Genomic DNA, 25,328 nt, shown 5'->3' on the forward strand with positions numbered 1-25,328 from the left:
CAAAAAAGATGATTAAATCTAAGATTCCTGTGGGTTTGACTGTGGCTGGATCTGATAGTGGCGGTGGGGCTGGGATTCAGGCGGATTTGCGGACTTTTGCGTTTCACTGCGTGCACGGTACGAGTGCTCTGACTTGCGTGACGGCTCAAAATACTTTGGGGGTGATGCGGGTGGATGCAATGCCTGCGGAGGCTGTGGCGGCTCAAATTGAGGCGGTGGTTGGGGATATTGGGGTGGATGCTGTGAAGACTGGGATGCTGCTGAATCGGGAGATTATGGCGGTGGTGGCTTCGCAGGTGGAAGCTTTGGGAATAGGGAATTTGGTTGTCGATCCGGTGATGGTTTCACGATCAGGCGATCGACTGATTGACGATGGGGCGATCGCGTTTTTGCGGGATGTTTTGATTCCAATGGCTGCTGTCGTGACTCCGAATCGGTTTGAGGCTCAGATTTTGAGCGGTTTGCAGATTGATTCTGTGGATGATATGCGATCGGCGGCGCAGCAGATTTATCGTTTGGGTGCGAAAGCTGTTTTGGTCAAGGGCGGCGGGATGAAGGGGGATTTGCGGGGGATTGATGTTTGGTTTGATGGTACGCGGTTGGACGTGTTGAAGACTGAAAATGTTGATACTGGGAATACTCACGGGACTGGTTGTACTTTGAGTGCTGCGATCTGCGCTAATTTAGCATTAGGTAAAGATTTATTTACAGCGGTGATATTGGCGAAGGATTATGTTACTAATGCTCTAAAATATGCTTTGGATATTGGGGAAGGTCAAGGGCCAGTAGGTCATTTTTTCCCACTTTTACTGAAGTAAATTGTGAACTCATCCCTTCTTTTCCCTTCTTCCTTCGCGTCCTTTGCGTCTTCGCGGTTCGTTTAACTTCTTAATTTTTCAGGCGAAAGAGCGATCGCCACTAAATCTTCTATTTTCTTAAGATTCGGATCGCCGGCTAAATAACCAATCCCTCGATGCAAGTGTAGGCGAAATTGTTTAGCTAGAGTTTCCTTTTCCGTGCCCAAATTATCTTGGTGACAGCGCTGCTTGAGGGCCATTATCAAGATATCAGCCATGTCGCCGCCGAAGACATCCCAGCTTAATTCGACGTTGCTGTCGCTGGGAATTGGCACTGGGGATGGGATGCTGGGCTCGGCGAGCGATCGGCAAAATCCCCACCTGCATAGAATATTCCACTGATCGATTTTGGTCGATCGTTTCAGTTTTGATAGTTGGTCTTTGCCGGTTTGGGAGAGGCGGATGCGATCGACTGGTGGTTCCATGAGTTTGAGATTGTTTGGTATATTGTAAAAAGTGTTAATATTGGGGAAGCCAAGCCTCTAGATAACTGGAAATAATTAACATTTTTTTACACGACGCGACTTGATTAAATCGTTTTTTTTTGGTATTCTTATTTTAGTAGGATTTATCCTTAATAATGGGATGGTGGCAAAAATAAAATTTTCGCCACCATCCCATTATGCTATATATACTACCGCAACTCCCGGGCAAAGTCAAGGGGTTGCGGCTATTTTTTAGGGCGAGTTTTTATTCCCAGAAGTAACCTTTTTCGACGGTGGTTTGGTGTTTGGCGGAGTCGTATTTGAGGAGGTAGCTGTGGGCGATCGCCTCCAATTCTTGCAGCTTATCATATTCTACTTTGCTAATTTCCGTGTCGGTAGAAAGCAGGATGACTTGGTGGCTGGCCGAGGGGAAATAGCGTTCCACTAGGTTGTTTCTGTGGGAGGAGTCGAGGCGGCCCAAGGGAGTGTCGATCGCCACTGGCAATTGTCTCCCGGATACTCTAGCCAATCCCCACAAAAAGGCGATCGCTAGCAACTGTTTTTCCCCGGCAGAAAGTCGGTGTTTGGGTACCGGTTTGCCTTCTGGATCGTAAATGGAGAGGCTAAATGTTTGAGTGTCGATCGCAACTCTGTGCACCAAGTCGGTTTTGTGCAAGAGGTAGCGAAAACAGTCGGTAATTTCTATTTCGAGTTTGTTGAGTTTTTTGAGGGTGAGTTTTTCTTTAAATAGTTTGAGGGTAGCTTGGGCTTTGGCGATCGAAGCGATGACGTGTTGGCTGTTTCTGATGGTGATGTATTCGCTGCTGTAGTTTTCTAGTTCTTTTTGGTTTTTGGCTAATTCTCTCTCTAATTCATCGACGCGGCGGTTGGCTGATTCGCAGGCTGCGGATGCGATAGCGACTGCTTTTTGGGCTTTTCTGACTTCTTCTTCTAGTTTTTCGTAGGCTTCGGGGGAAGCTGCGGCTGCGAGTTGTCTGTCTGTAAAGTCGATTTCTGCTTCGATGCTTTTGATTTCTTCTATTTGGTTGCGGGCTAGAATTTGCTGGGCTTTGATTTGGTAGCTAAGGAGGTTTTCTAGTTGCTGGATGCTGTTGTTGTCGGCGTTCATCCAGGGCGGAATGTCTGTTCCCACTTGCTGTTCGAGTTCTTGGTTTTCTTGGCGGATGAAGTCTTGAATTTTATCGAGTTGTTGGGGGTTTAATGAGATTTCCGCGATATAGTTGAGAAGGCGATAGCTGCTTTGTTTGATAACATTTTGGGCAATCTTTGCTTGCTGCTGGCTGGCTTCTGTTTCTGCTTGAATTTTAGCTTCAGTTAGCAAGGGCGAAATTAGGGCTAGTGGGAGCGTATTTGAGGCTACTTCCATCATGGCTTGACGGGTTTTTTCTGCCTGATTTCTGTAGTCGTTTAGCTGTCTGTCTAGCTGACTGCGATCGGCGGCAATTTTCCCGCCTTCATAAATAAACTTTTCTGATGCTTGTTGCTGATTTTTTTGAGCTTTATCTAATTCGTTTTTAAAGCTGGCTTGTTCTTGCTTAGCCAACTCTATTTCATCAGAAAGTTTCTGAAAAGTTTGTTCGATTTTCTCTAAAGCAGCCAAGTCTTTTTTGCCAGCAATTTCTTTCCGCTTGCGGCCGGCTAAAATTTCTAAATCGACGGCGAGGCGTTCTGCTAATTCTAAACCTAAAAGAGATTTAATCGCCCCGACGACAAACTCTGGCGGAGTTTCGAGTTCGGCGAGTTCTTTTACTTGTTCGCCGTCAAACAGAAATAGGTTGGAGATTCCGACGGGCAAAAGGGTTTCGATGTATTCGTCCCAAGTGTTAGTAATTGCTTTGTCCGACCACCAATCGCTGACAATCTCGCTGTATATGAGAATGCTTAAATTGTCTTTGATGTCTAGTTTTTTCCAGTATCTAACTATTTTGAATTGAGCTAATTTATCATCTTGGACTTGTTCAAATGTTAGTTCGACGCGGGTATCTTCTAATGGGGGAGTGTGGCGGTTGACGCATTGATTGAGAAAGTCGCTGTAGCTTAAATTCCCTCTGGTGGAACATTGGGCGCGGCCGCCGTAGAGGGCGAGGCGAATGGCGTCCATGAGGGTGGTTTTGCCGCCGCCATTCATGCCGCCAAATAAAATAACTGGGCAGGGATTTCCGTCTTTTTCGGGGCGGAGATTGATGGTTTGGGTGCCTGCATAGGGGCCGAAGTTTTTGAGGACGAGTTCGAGGAATTGCATTGTAGATGTAGATGTTGTTGGTTGGTGGGGGGGCGGTTAGCAGCGGATTTTGTAGCGGATTTAGCGGATGGGTGGTTGGTTGGGCGGCGGTTAGCAGCGGATTTTGTAACGGATTTAACGGATGGATTGTGGGTTGGTGGGAAAATATTAGGAAGCGATTTGATTTGATAATTAATCAGTGACTAATCATCCGTTAAATCCGTTACCGAATCCGTTGCTAATCATCCGTTACATCCGTTACAAAATCCGCTGCTAACCGCCCTCCTCCCTTGCTACCAATCAATTACATCGGTTGAATCTTCCTCTTCGTTTTGGGGCTGAATGTTGGGAGGTAATGGGAGTTCGTCATCTGTTTCTTCATAGGTTCCTGCACTTCCTCTCGTCCAACCTCTGCCATTTGTTTTCGGCCGCCACAAGTATGGTTGAATGTGTTGTTGCCAACCTTGTACGGATTTTGGTGGGAGAATGCGGTGATATTCTAATTTACTGCGACCAAAGTTGATAAATAAACCTACTTTCGCTCCTGTCGATGCTAAGTAAGCTATGATTTGAGCTTGGTCTTTATCGGTCATTGGATAATTTACGGCTTTATCTTCTACTACAATACATTCATTTACCCAATGGTCTAGATAGAGAATTCCCATCCAAACTTGACCGTCATAAATTTGTCGGGGAGATTCCATTTCTGTTGTAATACTGGATTTCAGCATTTCTGCATCAAATGCTCTTTGGTAATGTTTTTCTCTTAAACCTTTTTGTGTCCTCCGGTGTACTCTCATTGCACAACCGATGATGCTGTATGTAAGATCCTGATGGGGAATATTAGGGTCAAGCATGGTCGTAAAAATTGTGTAATTTAAACGATGGTGGTTTGTTAATGCTGCGGTTAGTTGAAAAACCATTATATGCGATCGCACGGAGTGGCTGTCAACAAGTTTGGGTTTAACCGCAGGCTAGGGCGTGCTAATCGCTAGGTTTTTCCTCTCCTGAATTGGGCGGTGAAAATTTAATATCCGCCCAAGATAGCTGTCTGCTTTGATTGCTGTTGCTTTCGAGTTCTTCTTTAAGTTTGGCAATATCAACCGTATCGTTTTTTGCGGAACTGTTGGTTTGGGCGATCGCATCTTTGACTTGCTGAATATTCTCAGTCGGATTTGCTTTAACAGCATCCACCGCTGTTTTTAAGTTGCGTTGATAGTGGGCGTTACCAATGGCTTCCTCCTGCGATCGCGAACTGGTTTCAAAGCATTTATCCAAATCGGCGTAAATGCCTGTACGGCGGGGTTTTGTGTAGTATTGGCGTTCTGTATCAAGGAGTTTGGCCATCAATTCAAGGTGCATTTTGTCCTCGCTGCAAATTTCTTCGATCGCAGTCCATTCGTCGCTACCTAGCAGTTTTCTTTCGGCTGCGGGACGGGAATCTGCAAAAGGTTCGCCGGTGACTTCTTCGTAAATCCGGGGCAAACTATCATCAAATTCGTGCTTTTGTTCCAGCCAAATGCGGCGGATTTCGCTAAGTTCTTCCGGGGTAATTAAGGTAATGTCGCGCATTTCTAGGGGTGCGGTTTTGCGGATGTGGGTTTGTGCTTCCAAGACTCGCCTCAGCCAGTGTTCTCGCCAAAATTTGGTGTAGGGGCCTGGGATGGGTTCGACGGAGGTTTTGTCGTCGCCCATGTTGCGTTCAAACAGTTCTACTCTACCGTAGATGCGTCGAAAGTCTCTTTTTGGGCGATCGTCTTTTATATCTAATTCGTTGCGAATATCGAGGAGAGGCTGCATCCATTCTTTTTCCTCATCGTTTTGAATCATTGCCTCCATAGATTTATCTTGGCTTACCATTGTGCAAACCCAGCAGCCAAAGCGAGAACTGCCGCAGCTAGGGGTAGAAGTATCGACAACTAAAGGACATTCATTATCTGCAGTTGCACCTCGATACATGGTGAATAAATCTTTGTTGCTATTGTCCCAAGGATTAGGCCACTGATTCAGATAAATCCAGACTTCATCAGTTCGCCAATCTTCAATCGGACTATAAATTAGGGAATTAGGGAGACTAGGACTCTGATAAAGCAGAGATTTAATGGAACTAGAATTATCATTTAGACGGTCACTCATTCGACCTATTTCATGTTTCTCCATTGAAACAGCGCGTTTAATACTTTCAGCTTTGCGAGTACCCAATATTAGAATCACTTCTCCATTGATTCTCACCATGTCACGAACAAATCGATTAGAAGGAAGGATTTTCAGGCGCTCAGTACACCAGCGAAATCCATGTCTCGGTGCTGGATAGCCTTTTCCCATCAAGTTAACCCAGAAACTATCTTTAACATCTGGATAAAGCAAATGAGGTTCTATTGGTAACTTTTGCTCTATAGCAGCAGACTTCATCTGTTTTAATGACTGACGTACCCACAGGGAAACAATCGGGTTTTCTACCAGTGTATCCGTTGTGATTACATAGATTTTTTTAGTTCTTTTTTCAGGTGGTAATTCTGCTATTGCATACCATATAAGCTGCACTACAGTAGTGCTATCTTTTCCTCCAGAATATCCGACCACCCAAGGAATATCATCTAAACAATATAAATCTCTAATTTCTTGACTTAATTTTTTTATTTCTTCTACTAAGTCCCTAACGGTACGGGGTGGAAAAAGTGGTAGCATTGTTTCTGTCATTTGTTCAAACTCAGTTAGGTAGTTAAGCTCTAAATACATTCACCCGATGCCAGTGTAGCGATTCAAGTCTTGGTAGATATTGAGCTAAAGTTGGCAGGAGAATAGTTTCACTATGAAAATCTTTCATACATCTGGCATTTGGCGATTCCTCTTCTAAGTCATTAGCGACGATAATTCTGTAATTATCATCTATAGCAAACCAACCCTGGTCAAAAGCCCAATGATGATTTTTACACAATGATATCCCATTATTAATTTGATTGTCATAAAACTTTGAAAATGGCTTAATGTGTGAGCCATCTACAATATTTTGAGTGAGATTCCTGATGACTTTTAATCTACAAAATGCACATTTGTAATCATACGTATGTACTACGGCTTTCCTAAAAATAGCATTTCTTACAGCGGATTTTGTTAAATAGAACCGAGGTTCTGCCTCAATATTTCCTGCTATGCCTGATATTTCTGTTTCTGCCTGAGCAACATTTTCAAAGTCTTGATTAACTTGCAAAATATCTCCAATATCATCCTTATTAGATGAAAACCAGACAGCTACCAGTGTATCTATTAATTCCGAGCGAGAATTTTGGTCTTGGAGTAAATTGAATAATTCATTATCCCAACTCGCGTATTCTACAGCTTCTCTTAGCTTGTTAGTTGTTTTAGGTTTTGAACCATTGAATCCAGATTTAAGTGTGTTATGCCAGAATCCATCGCTTTCCAAATGCCAAAATGGATAGTGCAAACCACGCTGATGAGAGTCAGAACCTAAGACATCCCAATACTTGTTAAATGTTTTAACCAAATCATCTGAAACATAAATTCGATTATACCTAATTATTCCTTGAGCAATTAGGTCGATGATTGACAATAGTAATATTGGCTTATGATGAGCGCTACCACGTTGGCGTGTACGACTTACATTAAGCTCTGCAAAACGTTTGCGATAATAAGCTAAATTCTTATTTTCAGACTCTTCTCCTGTGTTCATGTTATCCTCCCGCTATGATCAAATACAATCAAACCTAAAATTTTACACTATTTGCAACCGATAGTTAAGCACCGAATCGCAAAACCATAAGGCAGAAACTCGACAATTTAAGCAGTGTCAGCAGAGTAAAAAGTAATTTTCTAGCCTAAACAGGAGATAATTATATCACTGTCCGCGTGCATCTGCGGTCAAAATAATTATCTCTCCCACCCCCAACTTAAATATGTCCTACAGCGACTTCAAAACGATCGACCAAGCCGTCTCAACCCTGGAGCTAACCGTTGAAGACATTCCCCACTTATTCAGCCAAATCACCCCGATCGCACCTTCAGAACGCCTCAAGCAAACCCTAGACGAAACCTTAGACTTAGCCTCAAGCATCAGCACCGAAAAAGCTCGATCGGAATTAATCATTACCCCCATTTTACTAGAAATACGGCGCACTTTTAACAACAAAATTGGCTACTTTTCCGGCAACACATTTAACGTAGAAGAGAGCAAAGGATTAACAGGTGCTTGTGACTTTCTCCTCAGCGCATCGAGCAATCAATCCTTGGTGACTGCTCCAGTTTTGACATTGGTTGAAGCAAAAGACAACGATATTAGAATAGGATTGGGACAGTGTGCGGCTCAGATGGCTGCTGCTCAGATATTTAATGCTCGCAAAGGGCAAGAACAATCTGCGATTTATGGAGCAGTTTCAACTGGTACAAACTGGAAATTCCTAATCCTAGAAAATCAGTTGTTAAAAATTGATTTGACTGAATATTTCATTACTCAGCTAGACCAAATTTTGGGCATTCTTGCAGAACCGTTTCGACGCTATTTTAATTAAAGTCACAGATTTTAGCGTGTCACAGGCGTCGCGCCTGTGGTGCGCCTGCGGTTTCCAAGCCCAACCGCTTGTTCAAATAATCAGTCATCCAACTGACACTCGCCCTCGATCGCGAAATCCCCCCTTTCAACCAAATTCCTCCCTCCCAATCAGGATTAGAAATCGACCAATCAACCTGCTGCAAAAGGCTCAAATGTTCCTCCCAACTCTCAGGAAAAACGGACAGCAAAGCGGCGCCCACTTCCCCCAAACTTTCCAGTACAACAGCGTGACAGTGTACGGAATCCCGGCGTATTTCCCCCGCCGCAACTTGCTTGTGCAGAACTAATTGCCAATCAGGAATAAAACTGCTAACCGCATTCCAATAACTAATCGCTAGTTGTATTTGCTGAGTAAGTTCTTCCTCTTTTTCCTGTTTTGTGGCGCGGTAACGAGAGGGTTTTGCCTGTTCGCTGCCGTGAATATTAGACAGCAAAGCCACGATCGCACGATCGATCGCACTCAGCGTAAACAATTTGGGCGATCGCCCATTCAAACTCCCTTTCTCCATCTCAGTCAAACACCGGAAAACCTCAACCTGCTTAACAACCGATTTTACAACCAAAGCGCGATCGCCCCGGTGGTTGTAAAGTAGACTTAGCGACGACTCCAAAGGAACTTGAAAATTGTTCAAATCAGCAAACATCTGCTGCGACTTTTCCAACCCAATATCCAGAAACAAAATCAGCGCCACCGTCTCATATCCCAACTGCGGATTTTCCTGCAAAGCCATCTCAAAAGCCGCGCGCCGATGCTGTCCGTCATTAATAGTAAACTTAGCATCCATCGGCACCCGCAAGCGACCGATTTTCCTTTCCTCCGCCTCATTTCCCACAGCTTCAAAACTAATATCCGCATCAATCGAAGCCGCAATTGCCCCACAAGTATAATTTGTAGGATTCTTGACAAAATAATCAGCAATTTCGGGAATCCTAGCTTTGTTAAGCGCGCGTTTCGCCCGCATAGACGGCGGCAACTCTTCAGATTCAAAGGGAAACAATTTCGGCAAAAAACGCACCGGACACATCGACACGTAATATTCGCGGCCCGCTTGAATTCCCCGGATGACCGGCAAAATGTATTCAAAGGAAGGAGTAGACATATTTTTTTTGTGAAACCGCAAATACACGCCGACAAACGCAAAGGAATAACTCTTATCTGCGTCTATCTGCGTTCATCTGCGGTTTAAATAAATAAATCATTGACATCGTGCAATAAATATGGTATGCAGTCTGGGGACTGTTCTCCATCACTCAAGTATTTCACAAAACTTTTTAAAAAACAAGAGTTGACATAAAGTTTAACTCATGATATTTTTGAAAAGATAGCCTAATTATATAAAAAATGCCAATGACTACCAACCCAGCGGATGACCTCGCTAGCAAAATTTTAGAAAAAGAAAATAGCGACAGACAGGAAATCGCACTTTTATTAGATAATTATTTAGGAAAGGACGATCGCATTTTCGTACAAAAAACCCAGATGGGAAACACTGAAGCATACATCGGTTCAGTCACCCTAGAATGGTTAGATTCTCGCGTCCGTTTCGCCTCGCAAATGCCGCTTTTCCGCCAAAAATTCGACCTCCAAACCAACAACATCGTCCGCGACGACGAAACCATTGACGAAATTATCCAGCGTCCCTTAGATTGGTCGCGCCAAGCCGCCCTCACTCAATATTTAGCAGCCCGAAAATCGCACAAATTCCCCGCAGTTTTAGTCGTCGTCAGTCCCCCGTGGGTAGACAATCCTCACGCCGACGAATGGGATAAAAATGGCGTAGCAACTAAATCTGCTGCTGAATTTACATCCTTTGATAAAAACGAGAACTTAGGGCTTTTGAATGTCTCTCAAAAAGTCTCAATCTTTGCCTTAGACGGCCAGCATCGGCTGATGGGAGTTCAAGGTTTAATGAGTTTAATTAAAACCGGAATCCTGCAAAGATACAACAAAAATAAAAAACCTGTCGGCGCTGCAATTACTCTGGAAGATTTAGCAGAGGAGTATCAAATCGACCCCGAAACAGTGTATAAATTAGCTCACGAAAAAATCGGGATTGAGTTTATCCCGGCGGCGGTAGCGGGGGAAACGCGACAGCAAGCACAACGGCGCGTGCGATCGATCTTTGTGCACGTTAACCTGATGGCGGTAACGCTAAGTCAGGGACAACTAGCATTATTGAACGAAGATAACGGATTTGCGATTTGCGCCCGCAAACTTGCCGTCACCCATCCCCTATTAAAAGAACAAGAAGATAGAAATCCCCGCGTCAATTGGGACAGTGCGACAGTCGCAGCCAAATCAACGGTGTTAACCACATTGCAAGCGCTGCAAGATATGTCGGAACGGTATTTAGAATACAAATTCCCCCATTGGAAGCCAGAAAAAAAAGGTTTAATTCCCATGCGGCCCGAAGATGAGGAACTGAAAGAGGGAATTGAAGAGTTTCAGAAATTGTTCGATCATTTAGCAACTTTGCCCAGCTATCAAAGAATTGAAAGCGGCGAAGAAACAGCCGAATTGCGCCGATTTAGTTTTGAAAAGCCGGGGGGCGAGGGAAATATTTTGTTTCGTCCAGTCGGTCAAATTGCTTTAGCTAATGCTTTGGGAATTCTAGTATTTAGAAAGAAATTTTCGCTGAAATCTATTTTCGACAAACTCCGCAGGTACGATGTGGATGAAGGATTTAGCCACATGGACAATCCTGAGTCTGCGTGGTACGGGATTTTGTACGATCCGAACAAAAAGCGAATGCTAGTTTCTGGAAGGGATTTAGCCGCGAAGTTAATTGTATATTTGGTCGCGGGAATTAACGATGATATGGATCGGGCTCATTTGCGGCAAGCGGTGGCCCAAGCGAGGACTTTTGAGGATAAAGCTGTTAGTTTTAATAGCAGGTTTGTGCATCCGAAAGAGGTGGGATTGCCGCCAGTTCTTACCTAGATAATGTCAAGATAGTATGCAACTGCTTGCAATTCAAGGCTATTGTTAGATAGCTAACTGCTACCATTTCTTGCAGCTTCTAACTTTTGCCGAATTGCGGCTTGAACTTTCTGATCAAAATCAGGATCGCCGGGACTTGCAATAATCCTCAGCGGATGCTGATTGATTCTGTCTAAGTACGCTTGAAATGCGGCTCTATCTCCTCGATGTCTAAGAAAATACATTTTCAATTCAGCATTCAACATTGCGTTAGAGTTAACTTGGCTCATCCGCAAACTCTCCTTTATTTTAACAAAATAAGTTCTGCTCCCACGGGCAAATGATCGGACTCGGTGGCCTCCAAAACCGAACTCGATTTAGCACCCCAATGCTTTGAATACCAAATATAATCAATCCGACAAACGGGATAATTTAATCTCAAATTCGAGCTTTTCAACAAGAACTTAAGTTCCCAACCGTGAGGCCAAGTAAAACCAAACCCAAACCCCGATTTTCGGAAAGAATCTTGCATAACTTTCTGCACATTATAGTAGTCTTGAGTTTCGTCTGTCATGTTAAAGTCGCCCGCGACAATTACCGGTAGAGTTTCTTGCTCAACTCGCTGGACTAAATCTTGAATTTCCGGCCCTCGTTGTCCATATTTGTAAACTGGAATTTTGAGAAAAGGCAAGATGTTATATCTCTTAAACCACGGCCCGGTAGCTTGCATATTATAAATCACTACTTCTTGTTCGTTAAATTTAATAATTGCTCGCTGCTGCGTTTCTGCATGACCGGCTAAGTGCAGTATTTCGCTGGAGACAATGGGATATTTACTGAGAATTCCTACCGGAGGAATCCCAATTTGATATGGGTAGTCTATTTTTAACCATGTGAAAGCTCTTTCGGTATGTTTTTTAACGATTTCTTGTAAAAAGATAATATCGGGTTTTTCGCGTTCAATTAGTTTAAATAAAGTTGGTGATTGTGTTGTATACCAGCCGAGGTTATGGGATAAGATTTTGAGGTGGGGTTGGGAATCTGTGATGTTGATTGGTGAGGGGGAAAAGTATTTTATGTGCAGCCAACTTATGAAAAGAATGCAGGATATCGCCGAAATTATCGAGAACCATCTTTTTTTGATAATTGACAATCCGATGATGGGAAGCAGGAAAGTTGGGAATAAAATTAAGGGCAGAAAAGTGCTAATTAAGGCAATAATCCACATTCGATCCCAAAAGATTAGTTTGAGAATGAAATAGCAGATAATAAATCCTGAGTAACTGTAAGCGAAAATTTTTGCAAATTCCTTCAGCCCTTTCTTTATTATATCTTCTGATATGTGCTTCATTGGGAACCTATTAGAATAAAAACTTGCTTAAATCGAATTCTTCATTTGACCGATGTTGGTTGTCTCTTTCTGAAATCAAAACCAACAACAGGCGATCGGTATAATCCGCCGCACCCCGCAACTCTTCGCGCAATATTTCCAGTCCACCATTAGCATATTCTTCAAAAATTTGCAAGCGTTCTGCTTCCAATTTTTCGTCGAGATGGGAGAGAATTTGAGGATTTTTGGTTTCGGCGATCGCAATTAACTTAATCGCCATATCGTAACCCCTCGATACAAAAATATCAACGTCGATCGCACCCGGTTCTCGTTTGGAAATTTCACCCAAGGGCGATCGTTTTTTCCGCTGATTTCCCAAGGCGGCGGCGAAGGCGATGACATCGGCGTAAGTCTGAAAGGGCGCGGAGTTGTTATCCGATAAAGTTAAGGATTTGACTAACTCGGCTTTATCTTTAGCAATTCTAATTCTGTTGGCAACCATTGGGATTAATATGTAATTTTTAAATTGATAGAGTAACCGCAGATGTCAAGCAGATAAACACAGATTAACGCAGATAGTTTTTAGAATGTCCGTAATAACATAATTTTTTGGGCAAAACTTCCTCTGGCTTCCCGGCGCTTGATTTTTTCGGCCAAAAGCCGATCGCCCGAAATGCCAAAACTCAGCATCACCGCATCCATCACCTCAGACAAATCAGCCAATTCCGCCACCAAATCATCCTCATCAGCCACCGCTGCTTCCCCCGCTTCCTCAATCAATTTCTGGCGCAAAGCTTGACGGTATTCGCGATCGGACAAAATGACAAACTCGCATTCACTCCCGCTTTGGCGAATAATTTCAGGAATGCGATCGCGCACCAACTTATGATACTTTTTTTCCATGTCAAACTCCCTTCAACCTTGACTAAAAGTTTGAATCAACCAGCGAGTAATTTCCCCATCATCTTGAGTTTCACTGCGATTCAAAGCTTCCTCAACTAAGGCGATTTCCAGCCCAGGTAAAACCCGGGACTCTTGAATTCTCCCGCTACCACCGCCATTAATCGCAAAGGCAAAAACCTCCTGCCTATTCGCACGATCCACCCAATATTCGCTAATTCCTGCGTCTTCATAAAGCAACCGCTTGCTGCCTAAATCATCATCAAAAGAAGATGCACCAATTTCAATTACTAAATTCGGCGGATCATATTCATTTAAATCAACAGGTGAATTGCTGTCATTAGGAGGCAGTCTTAAATCTGAACCAATGTAGTAAGCTAGATCGGGTTGAAACTCATGAATACCTGTTTTCCGAAAACTGGCATTAATCAACTGCACTACTCGGATATTTTTCAATGTAGCAAACAGACTGACTACAGATGAAAAAATTGAATGTTGATGCCCGTGCAATGGCCCTACTGGTGACATTTCTACCCTTATTTGTTCTTGACAATAATAAAATTTGCCCTTTTCCCAAGTTACATCCTCAGCAAAATTTAGAAACTCTTCCCACGTCGCTTTCACCCAAATATCCGTTTCCCAAACCTGCGTGATTACCGAACTAGAAGACATCATCCACCTCTACTATTTCTGTATATTCAAATTCATTCGGACTGCGCTTAACTAAAGGATAGCGCATCCCAGCCAATTCGATCGCATCTTCTTCACAATCAGCTTTCGGAGAATTGTACACCAGCACGTATTCCCTGCCGGTGCAGCTTTCCATCTCTTGAGCAACTTCTCCGCGCCACTGAGTTTTTGTTACCAAAACTACCAATTGATTCGCCAACTTCGGTAGCTTATTTGCAATTTGCTTGCGATAAATCTCGTCCAAACTGCCAAAGGGAGAATCCATTACAATTGGAAAGGTACTGCTATCCGGGCCCATCAAAGTATTCTTTTGACTCCACTCACGCACGCCCTCAATAATCCCGCCGATAAACGATAAACTGAGAATTTGATTTTCTCCTGTAGAAGCGGCAACTAAAGATTCTTTGCCCGACGTATTTTCTACTAGCGTTAGTTCGTATTTATCGCTCAATTTGGGGATGTAAGGAGTAAAAGAAATGTCGCTAAAAATATCTTGCACCCGTTTTTCTAACTGAGAACAAAACTGTTTTTCTAAGCGCGATCGCACTTCAGTTAGGCGATTGATCGCATCCTGAGTCGCAGCAATCCGGCGCTGGGCTAATACTTGCCTTTGCTCGTTCAGTTGCTGCTTGTCTATTTGCTTGTCCAAAGCCACAACCTGGGCATTCAAACTCTCAATCTGCTGCTGGTTAGAGCCTGTTTCCCGGTGCAAATCGCCAATTTTTGCCTCAATTTCATCCAAGCGCTTTTGCAAGCCACTCACATCGCCGTCTGGAAAGTTTCGCAGCTTGTTTTGAATATCGTCTAACTGTGTTTCCACGCGAGAAAGTTCGGCTCTGGATCGGCTGACATTGCCTTGCTGGCGGTCAATTTCCTCCCAGAAATCAGCCACTTTTCTATCAATTTCATTTACCCGATCGCTAATCCGAATCGTAGTTTCTTCCACATCGCCAACACCCGCTTTATCCATCCAACCGCTAACATTTTCGCGAGCTTCAGAACCCTCCACTAATTCTGTACCGCAGATGCAGTGCTGCTGCGCTAATAACTTTTCCAAAAACGGCCGTTGAATCCCCGAAAGCAACTCGCCTTTCTCCCGCAAACCCCCGACAATTACGTCGAATTCAGCCGCAGCATCCGACAGAAATACCGCGTAACCGCGCACAGAAATTGCTCGTTTGATAGCTTCTGAACCCAGCACAATTTGTTGCTTAAATAAACTCCGCTGCTTTTCCAACTCGTCTCGCAAATTTTGCAACTCGGCAGCACCGCCCAGTTGCAGCAAATCACCGTTAACTGCTTTTCTTAACTCGCCTTGATGAATCAATTCTTGCTCAATTTCTACTTTTTTTTGCAAAAATTGTTCTACCTCTTTCTGAAAATTTTGCTTCTCTTTCAAAAGTTTCTTAATTTCGGAATTTCCAATCATTCTTAAATCTGTTTCTATAGACTTTCTGGCATCTCCCAAATGTCGGATCGAGCGATTCAGTACCTCTACTCCCAGCAATTCCTTAGTAGCTTCAGCAATTTCTGCTTTCTTATCGTGGCGGACAATTTGCTCGATTCGCTCCCCGTCAAAAAAGAAATATTGATGCAAACTTTCCGGCAAAATTCGTCCGATAATATCATCAGGATGCTGGGGCGGCAGCATCCAACGACCGTCATCTTTTGCTACCTGCATGAACAATTCGCTTTTGCTGTGTTCGACACTATTTTGACTTTTGTAAGCGTGACAACTGCGCCTTACTTGGTAGCGCTTGCTGTCGTGTTCAAACACGATTTCCACCCAACAAGGTACTCGTTTGCCCGGTTTTGCTTCCGCAATAGCGCGTTTATTTACTGATTGTTCTTCCGTAAAACCCGCGCTCAAATTTCCGTAAAGTCCCCAAGTAAATGCATTCATCAAAGCTGTTTTTCCAGCACCGTTATTGCCGTGAATCACTGTAATATTTTGCGCGCCCCATGCTAGCTTAATTTCGGGTGTTTGGCCGAAAAACTGCCGGAAATTGCACAGACTAATTGAAATCAGCTTCATACAATTGCTTCCTTAATAACTTTCAAAATGTCATCGCTAATATAGCGGGGAGCCCTCATGTACAGTTTATCTTTTTCAATTTCTAATACCCGCTCGATAATTTGCCGAACTTCCGTCGGCGCGCTAGTAATTGGTTCCTGTACGTCGCTCAATTCCTGATGAGTTTGATAAGAAGAACGCTTTTCTGCTAAAATGCTTGTCTGTACGGCTGCGATCGCGCTATCTTCATATCTAAAAGCCATAATCAAATTTTCATTCAGATTTTCTGTCATATTTTTTTGGCCAATCTTAAAAACTAGCAACTCAAACTCCAATAACAGGACTTAGGCAAAAAGTAGTTTGACGCGCTACTTATAGCGGTAAGGCGCGCCCATAAGCACCCTACATAATTAAGTTCTGCGTAAGTCCTGGATAAAATAATTCTATATTCTCAAACATAAACCGAAACCGGGTAAATGTCAAATGTCTAACAGCCCGTAACGTCTTTGAATTTGCAACAATTTCACTCTAGCTTCCCCAGCATTGTCAGCTAAATCGGCAAATTCCAAGAACCGCTTCAACTCTTTTCGCAGCAAATTGCGCTCCACTTCTAAGGTTTCCCGACCTAAATCTGGAGGCAAAACTATCATGTCAAATAAAGTTGCCCTTTCCTTCCCCGGATGTGGCCGCAAAATCCGTCCCCGGCGCTGAATAAACTGGCGCGGATTGCTGCTGCTTGCCAAAATTACAGCATTGCGAATTGCTGGAATATCCACGCCTTCATCCAAACAGCGAATCGCGACTAAACCTTGCAATTCTCCACTCTCAAATTGCTGGCGCAAGCGTTCTCTTTCTCCTAAAGGAGTTGCCGCCGTATAAGTGTTAACTCGGTAGCCTAATTCTGAACCCAATAACTTCGCGGTTTCTGTTAGTTGGCGATTGTTATTGCGGCGCGCACCTCCTTCAATCGCACCGTCGCCGCAGTAAAATAAAGTATGGCTTGTGTCGAGACGGTGAATCATTAATTCTCGCAAAGCTACTAATTTATTAGCCGCTGCCCCAATTAACCGAGCCCGCTGCATTAATAAAGTCGTTAAAGCATCGTTTTCTTCTACTTTTTCATCGCCCCAAAGCGCCCAGCCAATTTTTTTAGTTAAGTAGGAATATTTGCGGGTTTCGGCTTCGGTCAATTCTACTAAAATCGGATAGTATAAATAATGTACTAATGCTTTTTGGCGGATAGCATCAGCCAGGGTGAGTTCCGGCTGCAAAACAGGGCCGAAATAATCTAAAATAGCTTCGGTTCCCTGTTCGTCGAAATGTCTTTCTGGGGTGGCGGAAAGGGCGAGTCGCAGTCCAATATTGCGCGGCAAACTTTCTCCTAAACGGGGCGCGCCTAAGTTGTGAACTTCGTCTCCAATAATCAGGGTTTTTTCTGGGAAATAGCGCAGTTGCGATCGCAAGCTATCTCCCATTAAGGTAGCATTAGTAGTGATAATTGTGAGGAATGCTCGCTCGCCAGATCGCACTTCATACAAACCAGCAGCCAGCTTATTTTGCCAACTGCGGGCGCTATCAAAAGCCAAAATAGGTTTTAAACCAAATTTCTCGGATTCCCGCGCCCACTGATTCACCAGGTGGCAGTAAGGGCAAATTACGAGCAGGACTTGCAGGTTAATTTTATTGTATAATTCAGTGGCGATCGCCAGTGCAGTAATCGTCTTGCCGCTACCCGTCGCCATCTTCAGCGTACCGCGTCCCTGATTCGCAAACCAATTAGCAACCGCCACTCGCTGATACTGTCGCAATTGCAGCGATGGCGGCATTTTCGGAAACCCAAATTGCGAATTATTAGCCGTTGAGCGATTCACCTTTAAATGCCGTTAGATGCAAAATTCCCTATACTCAACTGTAACTCACGGGCGATCGAAACTTAACAGCCCAAACAAATCCGCCGCCGACATTTGCAAACCCGACAGCACATCGAGCACAGGTAAAATATCCTGATTCTCCTTCGCCTCTGGTTGCTGCTGCGGCTTAAAAACAAGAACTAATTTTTCTTCCGGGTCAATCAACCAACCCAGTTTAGTTTTATTTTTGATGCAAAACAGAATCTTCTTAATCACGCGAGTTGAACTTTGATCCGGCGATAAAACCTCAATTATCCAATCCGGAGCAATTTCAAACGTATTTTCAATTTCTCCCTGAGAATTCAGAGGAATGCGCGACCACTCAAATACTGCTAAATCTGGAACAACAGCACATCCCCCAAAAGTACAGCGCAATTGGGGAAAAGCAAAAGCTAACTTTTGCGGTTGGCCAACTTGATTAATAGCTGATGAAAATTGGATTTGTAACCTGCTGTGTTTTCCTTGCGGCATAGCTTTTTGAGAAATTTGACCGTCAACATACTCGCTAGCAGGCTTAGTCTCTGGCAATAGCAGAAACTCTTCCAGAGAAATCTTTGACAGAGACTGAATTGACGTTACCATAAGCCATTAACCCCTCAACAACTCAACTCCGCCATTAAAAATCTGCATCGCCGTCTGTTTCCCAATCCGCACAACTCTCCGATTCCACACCCGTAGGGTGCATCGCACAAACCAACAAATTTCCCCCGTAAACTTGACCGTGATAGTTGCGACAACCGCGACAAGCCGGCTGCTGCGTCGGCGAAGGGTCTACATAAGTCACCATCGACAAATCTATCTCATCAAATTCCGGGTCGAAGTCGCGGCAAATTTCAATTATCGGTTCGATAAATTCATTAAATAAACCATCAAATTCATTAAAATAACCGTCAATGTCGTTAATCAGATTATTTTGTACTTGTTCTGTAAACTCTTCCGACATTTTTGCCAAAACGTCCAGCATTTCGACAAACTCTTCGCCCATGTCGCTGAAAAAATGCTCTACTTCAGAAACAGCATTTTCCATTACTCCAAAAAAATCTTTAGACCAATCTTCCATGAATTTGACAGCTTGCTATTACAAAATATTTTACAGACAAGTGCAGCCAGCCTCAAGTGAAGTGCTTGCACCTACTTTCAATTCTATTACCTATTGCCTGATATCCGTCCACATCGGACAGGGAAGATATTCAAAAAGGGAACTCAAGAGTATTATCCTGAGTTCCCTTTATGCTTTGCTGAGCGAGCTTTTTTGAGTTTAATCTCGCTTCAGCCGCCGCAATTCCTCTTGTAAATTCTGCACCTGTTCGCGGAGCTTGTCTACGCCGCCTGTCTCTTTAGCATCTTTTGCCGAGACATCTTCTTCCTCAGAAATAATTTCAATCCGTCGAGGTTCAGCCGGTTTTTTGTCGCCAGCCGATTCTACAGGGGGCTGCTGCTGAGCCTGTTGCACCATGTCATCAACAAAGCGGCGAGCTTCTTCCGTTGACATCTCGCCACGCTTGACTAATTCGTCTGCCAGCTTTTGGGCTTCAGTGCGTAATTCAGTTAACTTGCTGCCAGCTTTTTCACCAGCGTAGGAAGCTAGCCCGACACCAAGGTAAACTGCTTTCTGTAAAATATCTCCGAAACCAGGCATAGGAGCTACACCTCATAAAACTGGGTGAACCGGAGACCACGCCTATTACAAGCATCCCGTGTTGCTGCTACCTTCCGGTCCTGACAAGATTTGGGCGTTGGAATCGCGTGGATCCAGTTCATTTATGAGTATAACACAGTTATTTATTCTTCAACCACACACCAGTGATAAATTTCATAAATAACGCAACCGTTCTTCACCAGCGGGTCTTCAGCGACGATCGCCTTCGCCTCATCCATCGAACCCGCCTCAAACAGCAACATACCGCCGCCCCGCCGCCCCCAGTAGCCAGTTTTCGCTCGGTGTCCTTTAGAAATCAACTCTCGGACATAAGCTCTGTGAGCTGGCACGTATTGGTCAAAGACAGGCTTTTCGACAATTCCTTGCTCAATTTTGACAAACCAAGGCATTTTTATTTGGGATTTTAGATTTTATATTTTAGATTGGGAATGGGTGATCAGCAATGGGATCTAGGGCAAATGCTCTATATTCCATTTTGCACCATCCTTTCTTAACTGCGATGTTATCCCATGAACCAGTCAAAACAGCGATTTTTTATTGCCTTAGTGCCACCTCTCGATATTGAACAGCACATTACTGAGATTCAACTGTATTTTGCGGAACACTACAACAGCCGCGGTGCTTTGAATTCGCCGCCGCACATCACGCTGCAACCTCCTTTTCACTCGTTAGCGGAGGATGTTCCAACATTAGAGGAAAGTTTGAAGGAGTTTTCTGCAAATCGGCTGCCCATTCCCGTTACTCTATCTGGTTTTGCTGCTTTCGCGCCCCGCGTCATTTACGCTGATGTTGTCAAATCGCCCGAATTGCTGGAGATTCACAAAAATTTGATGAGTTATATCGAGGCAACTTTGGGAATAGTCGATCTAGTTTCTCAGACTCGCCCATTTGTACCGCACATGACAGTAGCCTTTCGCGATTTAACTAAGGAGAATTTTCAAACGGCTTGGTTGGAATTTGCAGGGCGATCGCTCAACTTTGAGTTTACCGCTTCCGCGTTAACTTTACTGCTTCACGACGGCAGCCGTTGGAACATCAGCAACCAATTCCCACTTGCAGCCGAGCCTCCAACAATCCTAAATCCATCCTGAACACTCTCCCTTCTCTTTCTTCTCTTTCTTCATGTCCTTCGCGTCTTCGCGGTTCGTTTTCCCAAAAAAATCTTGTTAGCAAATCCTGATAAATATCTGAGCCGGTAAAACAACTCTTACAGGTTTCTAGCGAGGATTTAATTGCTCACTAAAAACCTGTTTAAATTTAAAGGCATTCACAGCTTACCGATTAATCTTATTAGGAGTTGCAAGTGCCACAGTTCCATAAACCGAAATTCCCGAGTCTTCCAATATTTTAATGGCCGACTTAACCGTAGTACCGCTAGTGTAAATATCATCAACTAACAGCACTCGATCGCGCGGGCGCCGACGACGAAAATCTTTCCCCAAACTTAAAGCATTTTTCATTTCCGCTTGTCGCTGCTGTGGCGTCAGAGCGAATAAAGCCTGAGTATTTTTCACCCGCTGCAAACCGTGCCGCTGCAAAGGCAAACCAGTCAACTCGCAAAAACTTTCAGCCAAAAGTTCCGCCTGGTTAAAACCGCGCTCCTTGAGCTTTTCTTGGTGCAGGGGAATCGGTACAACTGTTAAATTGTCTATAGCTAATTCGGGAAAACTCAACCAAGCTTCGGCCAGCCAGCCACCGAGAGGTTTGGCTAATTGCGGATTGCCGTCATATTTCAAAGCTGCGATCGCCCGTTTGAGAGCCCCGCCGTACTCACCCCACACAAAAACACGCTGCTCTGAATGCCAAAATCGACCAGGATCGGTTAACTGACATCGCTGAAGTTGCTTGTGACAGTACGGACAAAACTCTGTGGCGGCAGGTCGCTGACAAAGAGGACAGTTAGACTTAAGAAATAGATTGAGAAAAGATTTGACTAATCCCGTCCATTTTCGCTTGTTCATCCTAGAATTGTGGTAAGTGATTAATGGGAAAAACTATCAAATTCAATCTGTTTCCACGGACAGGCTCGCAGCGTGAAAAACCTCTACTGGCTAGACAAAATTCAACCTTCAGACCGAGATGCAGTAGGAGAAAAAGCATTTTACTTGAGCTATTTGCTCCAGAAAAATCATCCCGTTGTACCGGGTTTTGTCGTACCGGCTACAATATTTTGGCAGTTTTTAGAGTCGATCGACTGCCTAGAACCGCTGTTTGCTGACTGGCCACACTCTTCCCTGCACTTGAATGTCGATGAACCCAGACAACTGCAATCGATCGCCCGCAGCATCCGCCACCAAATCCTCGCAGGCAAACTGCCAGATTCACTGCTCTCCACCCTAGAGTCTGCTGTTTTTCAACTCAACTCACAGTCAAACTTCAACTCCACAGCCTTAATTTTTCGCCCTTCCCTGACTTCCTGGAACCCGAAAACAGTCGGCATTCTGGAATCTCAGGCAGTACGGGCAGAACCCGAAGCCATTGGGGCCGGACTCAAACGAGCTTGGGCAGAAATGTTCAGAGCCCGAAGTCTATTTTACTGGCAGCGGTGCGGCCTGCGGGTACAGCAAATCAATCCCGCAGTTTTGGTGCAGCCACTTCAAGAAGCGATCGCCGCGGGCGAGGTGAAAACAAAGGCGGGTGAACAGTGGGAAATCCAAGCCACCAGCGGTTTGGGATTGTCCCTCGCTAGGGGAGAAACCATCCCTGATTACTATCAAGTGCAGCCAGAAACAACGGCGGTTAAATTCCAGCGTATCGGTTACAAAACATTAGCCTACAATCTCAAAGTCGGCGATGGTGAACCGAAAAACAAACTGCTGCTGGGCAAGTTTTCTGCTTTCCAAATTCCCGATTCTCCATTTATAATTCCTGATTTTGCTGACTGTTGCGTGCAAGTTTTAGCGCTGGGAGAGGAAGCACAAACAGAATACGTTTTAGAGGAATGGCAACTGCAAGAAATCATTGAATTGAGTAAAAAAGCGATCGCAGAATTTGACTCAGATTTAATTTTGGAGTGGACGCTAAACCAGACAGCAAACAGTGGCGAACCGCAGTTTTATTTCACTCAAGTTCGTCTTGTGAAAGGGGAAAAAGTCGCGCCACTAGAGGAAAATTTGATCGCCCTCCCGCAGCCAAACTCGATCGCCCCAGCCCGAACTCCTGCCATACTCAGAGGTGTGGCAGCAGCATCAGGAAAAGCCGAAGCAATTGCCCAAGTTATGAGTAATTCCCACCCAGAAAACGCGGAATTCTTAGCCGGAGGCATTTTAGTAGCCCGGACAATCGATCCGAATTGGCTACCTTGGCTGAAGGTTGCTGCTGGGGTGGTTGCGGAACAAGGAGGTATGACAGGCCACGGCGCCATTTTAGCGAGAGAATTGGGAATTCCCGCCGTTGTGGGAGTGACCGGGGCCACGCGGGTGATCGCCTCGGGCGATTCGGTGTTGGTAGACGGCGATAGCGGAGAAGTTTTTGCCCTCGCCCAACACGATGCGATCGAGATAGGAGACAGCAGCCGACTTCGGGACACCGCAAAAAAGGAAGGATTATACAGTACAGCAGCCAAAATGTCAATAGCCAAGCACCAATCTTCAACCTCAGATCGATCGTCCAATTCCGGGTCTAAATCTCGACAATCTGAGTCTACTCAATATGTTTGGGGCCCACCAACGGCGACTCAACTGCTAGTTAATGTCAGCCAAACAAGTTCGATCGACCGCCTCAAAAATCTGCCAATAGACGGCATCGGATTGCTGCGATCGGAATTAATGGCATTAGAAGCTTTGGACTGTCAAAACCCCAAAGTTTGGCTACAAGACGGTCGCCAATCGGAATTTGTCGATCGCATGGCGGATTGCCTCAGCTTATTTGCTGCGGCCGTTTCGCCGCGACCAATATTTTATCGCTCTCTCGATTTACGCGAGTCAGGCGCCCATGGCAGTTTCAGTTATACCTTTGAACCAGAATTATTTGATTGGGAACTCTGCGTACTTCAAAAAGTCTGCGAGTCAGGCCATACCAATGTTAATTTAATTTTGCCTTTCGTGCGCTCGGTTGAGGAGTTTATCTACTGCCGCCAGCGCTTAGAAACAATTTGGAAAAACCGCTCATCCGAATTTCAATTGTGGATTATGGCGGAAGTTCCTTCAGTGTTATTTTTATTGCCAGATTACGTAAAAGCTGGAGTTCAAGGAATTTCTATCGGCACTAACGATTTAACCCAATTGCTGTTAGGAATTAACCGCAACTCCGACCTGGTAGCAGGTGCTTTCAACGGGCGCGATCGAGCAGTGATGAGGGCGATCGAACAATTAATCAAACAGGCCCGGGCCGCCGGCATTCCGTGCTCAATCTGCGGCGACGCTCCCGCATTGTATCCCGATACAGTGGAATCCTTCGTGCGGTGGGGAATTTCGTCTATTTCGGTCAATGTCGATGCTGCAGAACAGACTTCCAGGGCGATCGTCCGCGCCGAACAGCGCCTACTCCTAGAACTCGCTCGATCGATAATTAACAATTAACCACTCCCGGACGCACTTGACCCCAGAAATCCGGTTTCTACTCTAAATCATAGCTTTGGCAAGCAGCCACCCGCTCAGAAATCGGATTTCTAGACAACCCGTGCGTCCAGGAATATTAACAACTACAGAAGGCCAGTTTCTGAGTAGATATAGCAACCGCCCTGACGGTTAGGAAATTCTTAATTTCTCAAACCCTTGCTTTTATTCCTTTTATTGATTCTTCCTTCTTCCTTCTTTCTTCTTCCTTCTTCCTGACATCCGTTACATCCGTGGAGCGAATCCGTTGCGGAACTTCCTTCTTCCTGACATCCGTTACATCCGTTACATAATCCGTTGCCGAACTTGCTTCTTCCTGACATCCGTTACATCCGTTACATAATCCGTTGCCGAACTTCCTTCCACTAACATTCGATTTTAAAGCTAGGATAGAAATATCACCAATTCTTGACCCGGAGGTACAAACCGTGAAATCTAAAATTATTGCAACCGCAGCAATACTTGCCGCCCTCGGCTGTCTGCATCCTCACCCAGCATTATCTCAACCTGCAACTGACGGCGGGACAAAACCAGGATTCTGGCAACCTCAAGCGCAGGTTGACAATACTCGCAACATTACCCTCAGACTGTTAAATGAAACTGGATTAAACCTAGAATACGGTCAATCAGGTGCCAGCTTGTCATCCTTACCCGTGGGAACCAGCAAAAACATCATTGTTCGTATCAGCAATCGCACCGGCGACATTGCCAATATTCCGATTAATACCACAGGAGGAACCGCAACTTTGAAATACGACTATAACGTTGACTCGCAGACAAACATTGTGACGATTCGCATCACCAGATCAGATCCTCGCACTACGCAAGACCGCTCAGTTTATATTGATGAAAAAGGGCGAGTTTACTCTTTCTAAGACTCACCCTCATCAACCCGGTTTATTCTAATCAATACTCCGGACAGTTTTTGGAACGAGACTACAAGCTTACGCGGCGCAAGGATCATAAATAAAGTCCAATTAAATGCAACGAGCGGGGTGGATCTGACATTGATTTAATTATCCACAGTGGCTCAAAGTCCTACAGAATAAGCCATTGGTCCATATAAAAGCTGTCCGGACTATTGCTAATAAATCTTGGTTTGAGCAGCGATGTATCGGAAGCATCCCGGTTTGGTAAAAAGCGTTTTTTTAGGAGTGCGAGCATTTTGCAAAGCTTTGCCTATATATCTCGCTTGGAACACCCTGCAAAGCTTTGCCTATAGATATCTCGCTTAGAGATATCACAGCAAACACTCCG

Annotated in this window: 26 protein-coding genes and 1 other RNA gene; 6 read left to right on the forward strand and 21 right to left on the reverse strand. The window is 44.5% G+C overall.

Going from position 1 to position 25,328, the window contains the following annotated elements; all coding sequences use genetic code 11:
- Window positions 1–8: 8 nt before the first annotated feature.
- Entirely contained in the window at window positions 9–818 is an 810-nt protein-coding gene (gene thiD / locus QUA44_RS08205; protein ID WP_333249808.1) for a bifunctional hydroxymethylpyrimidine kinase/phosphomethylpyrimidine kinase, read from the forward strand.
- Between the two features lie 62 nt (window positions 819–880).
- Here the strand turns inward: thiD and dndE are convergent, their stop codons facing one another.
- The 5 genes from dndE to QUA44_RS08230 form a co-directional block, all read right to left on the reverse strand.
- Window positions 881–1,282: a DNA sulfur modification protein DndE gene (gene dndE / locus QUA44_RS08210; protein ID WP_333249810.1), complete on the reverse strand. Its 402-nt coding sequence runs from the start codon at window positions 1,280–1,282 to the stop codon at window positions 881–883.
- Between the two features lie 265 nt (window positions 1,283–1,547).
- The gene (dndD, locus tag QUA44_RS08215) at window positions 1,548–3,545 is read right to left on the reverse strand and encodes a DNA sulfur modification protein DndD (protein ID WP_333249812.1); all 1,998 of its coding nucleotides are present in this window, start codon (window positions 3,543–3,545) and stop codon (window positions 1,548–1,550) included.
- Between the two features lie 272 nt (window positions 3,546–3,817).
- Window positions 3,818–4,447, reverse strand: coding sequence for a GxxExxY protein (locus QUA44_RS08220; RefSeq protein ID WP_333309629.1), 630 nt, complete (start codon window positions 4,445–4,447; stop codon window positions 3,818–3,820).
- Window positions 4,448–4,508: 61 nt separating this feature from the next.
- Window positions 4,509–6,224 carry a DNA phosphorothioation system sulfurtransferase DndC gene (dndC, locus tag QUA44_RS08225; RefSeq protein ID WP_333249816.1) on the reverse strand — a complete coding sequence of 572 codons (1,716 nt, stop codon included), beginning with the start codon at window positions 6,222–6,224 and terminating at the stop codon, window positions 4,509–4,511.
- A gap of 22 nt (window positions 6,225–6,246) precedes the next feature.
- Entirely contained in the window at window positions 6,247–7,215 is a 969-nt protein-coding gene (locus QUA44_RS08230) for an HNH endonuclease (protein WP_333249818.1), read from the reverse strand.
- Between the two features lie 223 nt (window positions 7,216–7,438).
- On the opposite strand from QUA44_RS08230, the gene QUA44_RS08235 reads away from it, so the two are divergent.
- Complete coding sequence (locus tag QUA44_RS08235; protein ID WP_333249820.1) at window positions 7,439–8,050, forward strand: hypothetical protein; 612 nt, start codon at window positions 7,439–7,441, stop codon at window positions 8,048–8,050.
- Window positions 8,051–8,069: 19 nt separating this feature from the next.
- Here the strand turns inward: QUA44_RS08235 and dndB are convergent, their stop codons facing one another.
- Window positions 8,070–9,191, reverse strand: coding sequence for a DNA sulfur modification protein DndB (gene dndB / locus QUA44_RS08240; protein ID WP_333249822.1), 1,122 nt, complete (start codon window positions 9,189–9,191; stop codon window positions 8,070–8,072).
- A gap of 248 nt (window positions 9,192–9,439) precedes the next feature.
- Between dndB and QUA44_RS08245 the strand changes: the two genes are divergently transcribed.
- Window positions 9,440–11,032 carry a DGQHR domain-containing protein gene (locus tag QUA44_RS08245; RefSeq protein WP_333249824.1) on the forward strand — a complete coding sequence of 531 codons (1,593 nt, stop codon included), beginning with the start codon at window positions 9,440–9,442 and terminating at the stop codon, window positions 11,030–11,032.
- A gap of 53 nt (window positions 11,033–11,085) precedes the next feature.
- On the opposite strand, the gene QUA44_RS08250 is transcribed toward QUA44_RS08245, so the two are convergent.
- From QUA44_RS08250 to QUA44_RS08310, 13 genes are all read right to left on the reverse strand, one after another.
- Window positions 11,086–11,301 carry a DUF6887 family protein gene (locus QUA44_RS08250; RefSeq protein WP_332972632.1) on the reverse strand — a complete coding sequence of 72 codons (216 nt, stop codon included), beginning with the start codon at window positions 11,299–11,301 and terminating at the stop codon, window positions 11,086–11,088.
- Window positions 11,302–11,315: 14 nt separating this feature from the next.
- Entirely contained in the window at window positions 11,316–12,239 is a 924-nt protein-coding gene (locus tag QUA44_RS08255; RefSeq protein ID WP_333309632.1) for an endonuclease/exonuclease/phosphatase family protein, read from the reverse strand.
- A gap of 133 nt (window positions 12,240–12,372) precedes the next feature.
- Entirely contained in the window at window positions 12,373–12,843 is a 471-nt protein-coding gene (locus QUA44_RS08260) for a DNA phosphorothioation-associated protein 4 (protein WP_333249828.1), read from the reverse strand.
- 80 nt (window positions 12,844–12,923) lie between these two features.
- Window positions 12,924–13,244 carry a nucleoside triphosphate pyrophosphohydrolase gene (locus QUA44_RS08265; protein WP_333249830.1) on the reverse strand — a complete coding sequence of 107 codons (321 nt, stop codon included), beginning with the start codon at window positions 13,242–13,244 and terminating at the stop codon, window positions 12,924–12,926.
- Between the two features lie 12 nt (window positions 13,245–13,256).
- Entirely contained in the window at window positions 13,257–13,916 is a 660-nt protein-coding gene (locus QUA44_RS08270; protein WP_333249831.1) for a Uma2 family endonuclease, read from the reverse strand.
- Entirely contained in the window at window positions 13,903–15,966 is a 2,064-nt protein-coding gene (locus tag QUA44_RS08275) for an AAA family ATPase (RefSeq protein WP_333249833.1), read from the reverse strand. The genes QUA44_RS08270 and QUA44_RS08275 overlap by 14 nt, the downstream gene beginning before the upstream one ends.
- Window positions 15,963–16,238 carry a hypothetical protein gene (locus tag QUA44_RS08280; RefSeq protein ID WP_333249835.1) on the reverse strand — a complete coding sequence of 92 codons (276 nt, stop codon included), beginning with the start codon at window positions 16,236–16,238 and terminating at the stop codon, window positions 15,963–15,965. Before QUA44_RS08280 ends, QUA44_RS08275 begins: the two co-directional genes overlap by 4 nt.
- 186 nt (window positions 16,239–16,424) lie before the next feature.
- Window positions 16,425–17,771, reverse strand: coding sequence for a DNA phosphorothioation system restriction enzyme (locus tag QUA44_RS08285; RefSeq protein ID WP_333249869.1), 1,347 nt, complete (start codon window positions 17,769–17,771; stop codon window positions 16,425–16,427).
- A 90-nt stretch (window positions 17,772–17,861) separates the two neighbouring features.
- On the reverse strand, window positions 17,862–18,437 hold the full coding sequence (locus QUA44_RS08290; protein ID WP_333249837.1) for a Uma2 family endonuclease: 576 nt from the start codon (window positions 18,435–18,437) through the stop codon (window positions 17,862–17,864).
- Between the two features lie 34 nt (window positions 18,438–18,471).
- On the reverse strand, window positions 18,472–18,915 hold the full coding sequence (locus QUA44_RS08295) for a hypothetical protein (protein WP_333249839.1): 444 nt from the start codon (window positions 18,913–18,915) through the stop codon (window positions 18,472–18,474).
- A gap of 198 nt (window positions 18,916–19,113) precedes the next feature.
- Entirely contained in the window at window positions 19,114–19,494 is a 381-nt protein-coding gene (locus QUA44_RS08300) for a phasin-related domain-containing protein (protein WP_333249841.1), read from the reverse strand.
- A 23-nt stretch (window positions 19,495–19,517) separates the two neighbouring features.
- An RNA gene (gene ffs / locus QUA44_RS08305) (signal recognition particle sRNA small type) lies at window positions 19,518–19,614 on the reverse strand.
- Between the two features lie 23 nt (window positions 19,615–19,637).
- Window positions 19,638–19,904, reverse strand: a complete 267-nt coding sequence (locus QUA44_RS08310; RefSeq protein WP_006632991.1) for a YciI family protein — start codon at window positions 19,902–19,904, stop codon at window positions 19,638–19,640.
- 120 nt (window positions 19,905–20,024) lie between these two features.
- Between QUA44_RS08310 and QUA44_RS08315 the strand changes: the two genes are divergently transcribed.
- Window positions 20,025–20,606: a 2'-5' RNA ligase family protein gene (locus tag QUA44_RS08315; protein ID WP_333249843.1), complete on the forward strand. Its 582-nt coding sequence runs from the start codon at window positions 20,025–20,027 to the stop codon at window positions 20,604–20,606.
- Window positions 20,607–20,789: 183 nt separating this feature from the next.
- Here the strand turns inward: QUA44_RS08315 and QUA44_RS08320 are convergent, their stop codons facing one another.
- Window positions 20,790–21,476 (reverse strand): ComF family protein, encoded by a 687-nt coding sequence (locus tag QUA44_RS08320; protein ID WP_333249845.1) that lies wholly within the window; start codon window positions 21,474–21,476, stop codon window positions 20,790–20,792.
- 72 nt (window positions 21,477–21,548) lie between these two features.
- On the opposite strand from QUA44_RS08320, the gene QUA44_RS08325 reads away from it, so the two are divergent.
- Entirely contained in the window at window positions 21,549–24,035 is a 2,487-nt protein-coding gene (locus QUA44_RS08325; RefSeq protein WP_333249846.1) for a putative PEP-binding protein, read from the forward strand.
- 179 nt (window positions 24,036–24,214) lie between these two features.
- On the opposite strand, the gene QUA44_RS08330 is transcribed toward QUA44_RS08325, so the two are convergent.
- Entirely contained in the window at window positions 24,215–24,394 is a 180-nt protein-coding gene (locus QUA44_RS08330; RefSeq protein ID WP_333249848.1) for a hypothetical protein, read from the reverse strand.
- Between the two features lie 105 nt (window positions 24,395–24,499).
- Between QUA44_RS08330 and QUA44_RS08335 the strand changes: the two genes are divergently transcribed.
- The gene (locus QUA44_RS08335; RefSeq protein ID WP_333249850.1) at window positions 24,500–24,946 is read left to right on the forward strand and encodes a hypothetical protein; all 447 of its coding nucleotides are present in this window, start codon (window positions 24,500–24,502) and stop codon (window positions 24,944–24,946) included.
- Window positions 24,947–25,328: the final 382 nt, after the last annotated feature.

It is taken from the genome of Microcoleus sp. N9_A2, assembly GCF_036701775.1.
Lineage (GTDB): Bacteria > Cyanobacteriota > Cyanobacteriia > Cyanobacteriales > Microcoleaceae > Microcoleus.

Excerpts from the sequence above, each read along its gene's own strand:
- thiD (WP_333249808.1), top strand. The coding sequence starts at position 9 with ATGATTAAATCTAAGATTCCTGTGGGTTTGACTGTGGCTGGATCTGAT.
- dndE (WP_333249810.1), bottom strand. The coding sequence starts at position 1,282 with ATGGAACCACCAGTCGATCGCATCCGCCTCTCCCAAACCGGCAAAGAC.
- dndD (WP_333249812.1), bottom strand. The coding sequence starts at position 3,545 with ATGCAATTCCTCGAACTCGTCCTCAAAAACTTCGGCCCCTATGCAGGC.
- QUA44_RS08220 (WP_333309629.1), bottom strand. The coding sequence starts at position 4,447 with ATGGTTTTTCAACTAACCGCAGCATTAACAAACCACCATCGTTTAAAT.
- dndC (WP_333249816.1), bottom strand. The coding sequence starts at position 6,224 with ATGACAGAAACAATGCTACCACTTTTTCCACCCCGTACCGTTAGGGAC.
- QUA44_RS08230 (WP_333249818.1), bottom strand. The coding sequence starts at position 7,215 with ATGAACACAGGAGAAGAGTCTGAAAATAAGAATTTAGCTTATTATCGC.
- QUA44_RS08235 (WP_333249820.1), top strand. The coding sequence starts at position 7,439 with ATGTCCTACAGCGACTTCAAAACGATCGACCAAGCCGTCTCAACCCTG.
- dndB (WP_333249822.1), bottom strand. The coding sequence starts at position 9,191 with ATGTCTACTCCTTCCTTTGAATACATTTTGCCGGTCATCCGGGGAATT.
- QUA44_RS08245 (WP_333249824.1), top strand. The coding sequence starts at position 9,440 with ATGACTACCAACCCAGCGGATGACCTCGCTAGCAAAATTTTAGAAAAA.
- QUA44_RS08250 (WP_332972632.1), bottom strand. The coding sequence starts at position 11,301 with ATGAGCCAAGTTAACTCTAACGCAATGTTGAATGCTGAATTGAAAATG.
- QUA44_RS08255 (WP_333309632.1), bottom strand. The coding sequence starts at position 12,239 with ATGTGGATTATTGCCTTAATTAGCACTTTTCTGCCCTTAATTTTATTC.
- QUA44_RS08260 (WP_333249828.1), bottom strand. The coding sequence starts at position 12,843 with ATGGTTGCCAACAGAATTAGAATTGCTAAAGATAAAGCCGAGTTAGTC.
- QUA44_RS08265 (WP_333249830.1), bottom strand. The coding sequence starts at position 13,244 with ATGGAAAAAAAGTATCATAAGTTGGTGCGCGATCGCATTCCTGAAATT.
- QUA44_RS08270 (WP_333249831.1), bottom strand. The coding sequence starts at position 13,916 with ATGATGTCTTCTAGTTCGGTAATCACGCAGGTTTGGGAAACGGATATT.
- QUA44_RS08275 (WP_333249833.1), bottom strand. The coding sequence starts at position 15,966 with ATGAAGCTGATTTCAATTAGTCTGTGCAATTTCCGGCAGTTTTTCGGC.
- QUA44_RS08280 (WP_333249835.1), bottom strand. The coding sequence starts at position 16,238 with ATGACAGAAAATCTGAATGAAAATTTGATTATGGCTTTTAGATATGAA.
- QUA44_RS08285 (WP_333249869.1), bottom strand. The coding sequence starts at position 17,771 with ATGCCGCCATCGCTGCAATTGCGACAGTATCAGCGAGTGGCGGTTGCT.
- QUA44_RS08290 (WP_333249837.1), bottom strand. The coding sequence starts at position 18,437 with ATGGTAACGTCAATTCAGTCTCTGTCAAAGATTTCTCTGGAAGAGTTT.
- QUA44_RS08295 (WP_333249839.1), bottom strand. The coding sequence starts at position 18,915 with ATGGAAGATTGGTCTAAAGATTTTTTTGGAGTAATGGAAAATGCTGTT.
- QUA44_RS08300 (WP_333249841.1), bottom strand. The coding sequence starts at position 19,494 with ATGCCTGGTTTCGGAGATATTTTACAGAAAGCAGTTTACCTTGGTGTC.
- QUA44_RS08310 (WP_006632991.1), bottom strand. The coding sequence starts at position 19,904 with ATGCCTTGGTTTGTCAAAATTGAGCAAGGAATTGTCGAAAAGCCTGTC.
- QUA44_RS08315 (WP_333249843.1), top strand. The coding sequence starts at position 20,025 with ATGAACCAGTCAAAACAGCGATTTTTTATTGCCTTAGTGCCACCTCTC.
- QUA44_RS08320 (WP_333249845.1), bottom strand. The coding sequence starts at position 21,476 with ATGAACAAGCGAAAATGGACGGGATTAGTCAAATCTTTTCTCAATCTA.
- QUA44_RS08330 (WP_333249848.1), bottom strand. The coding sequence starts at position 24,394 with ATGTCAGGAAGAAGCAAGTTCGGCAACGGATTATGTAACGGATGTAAC.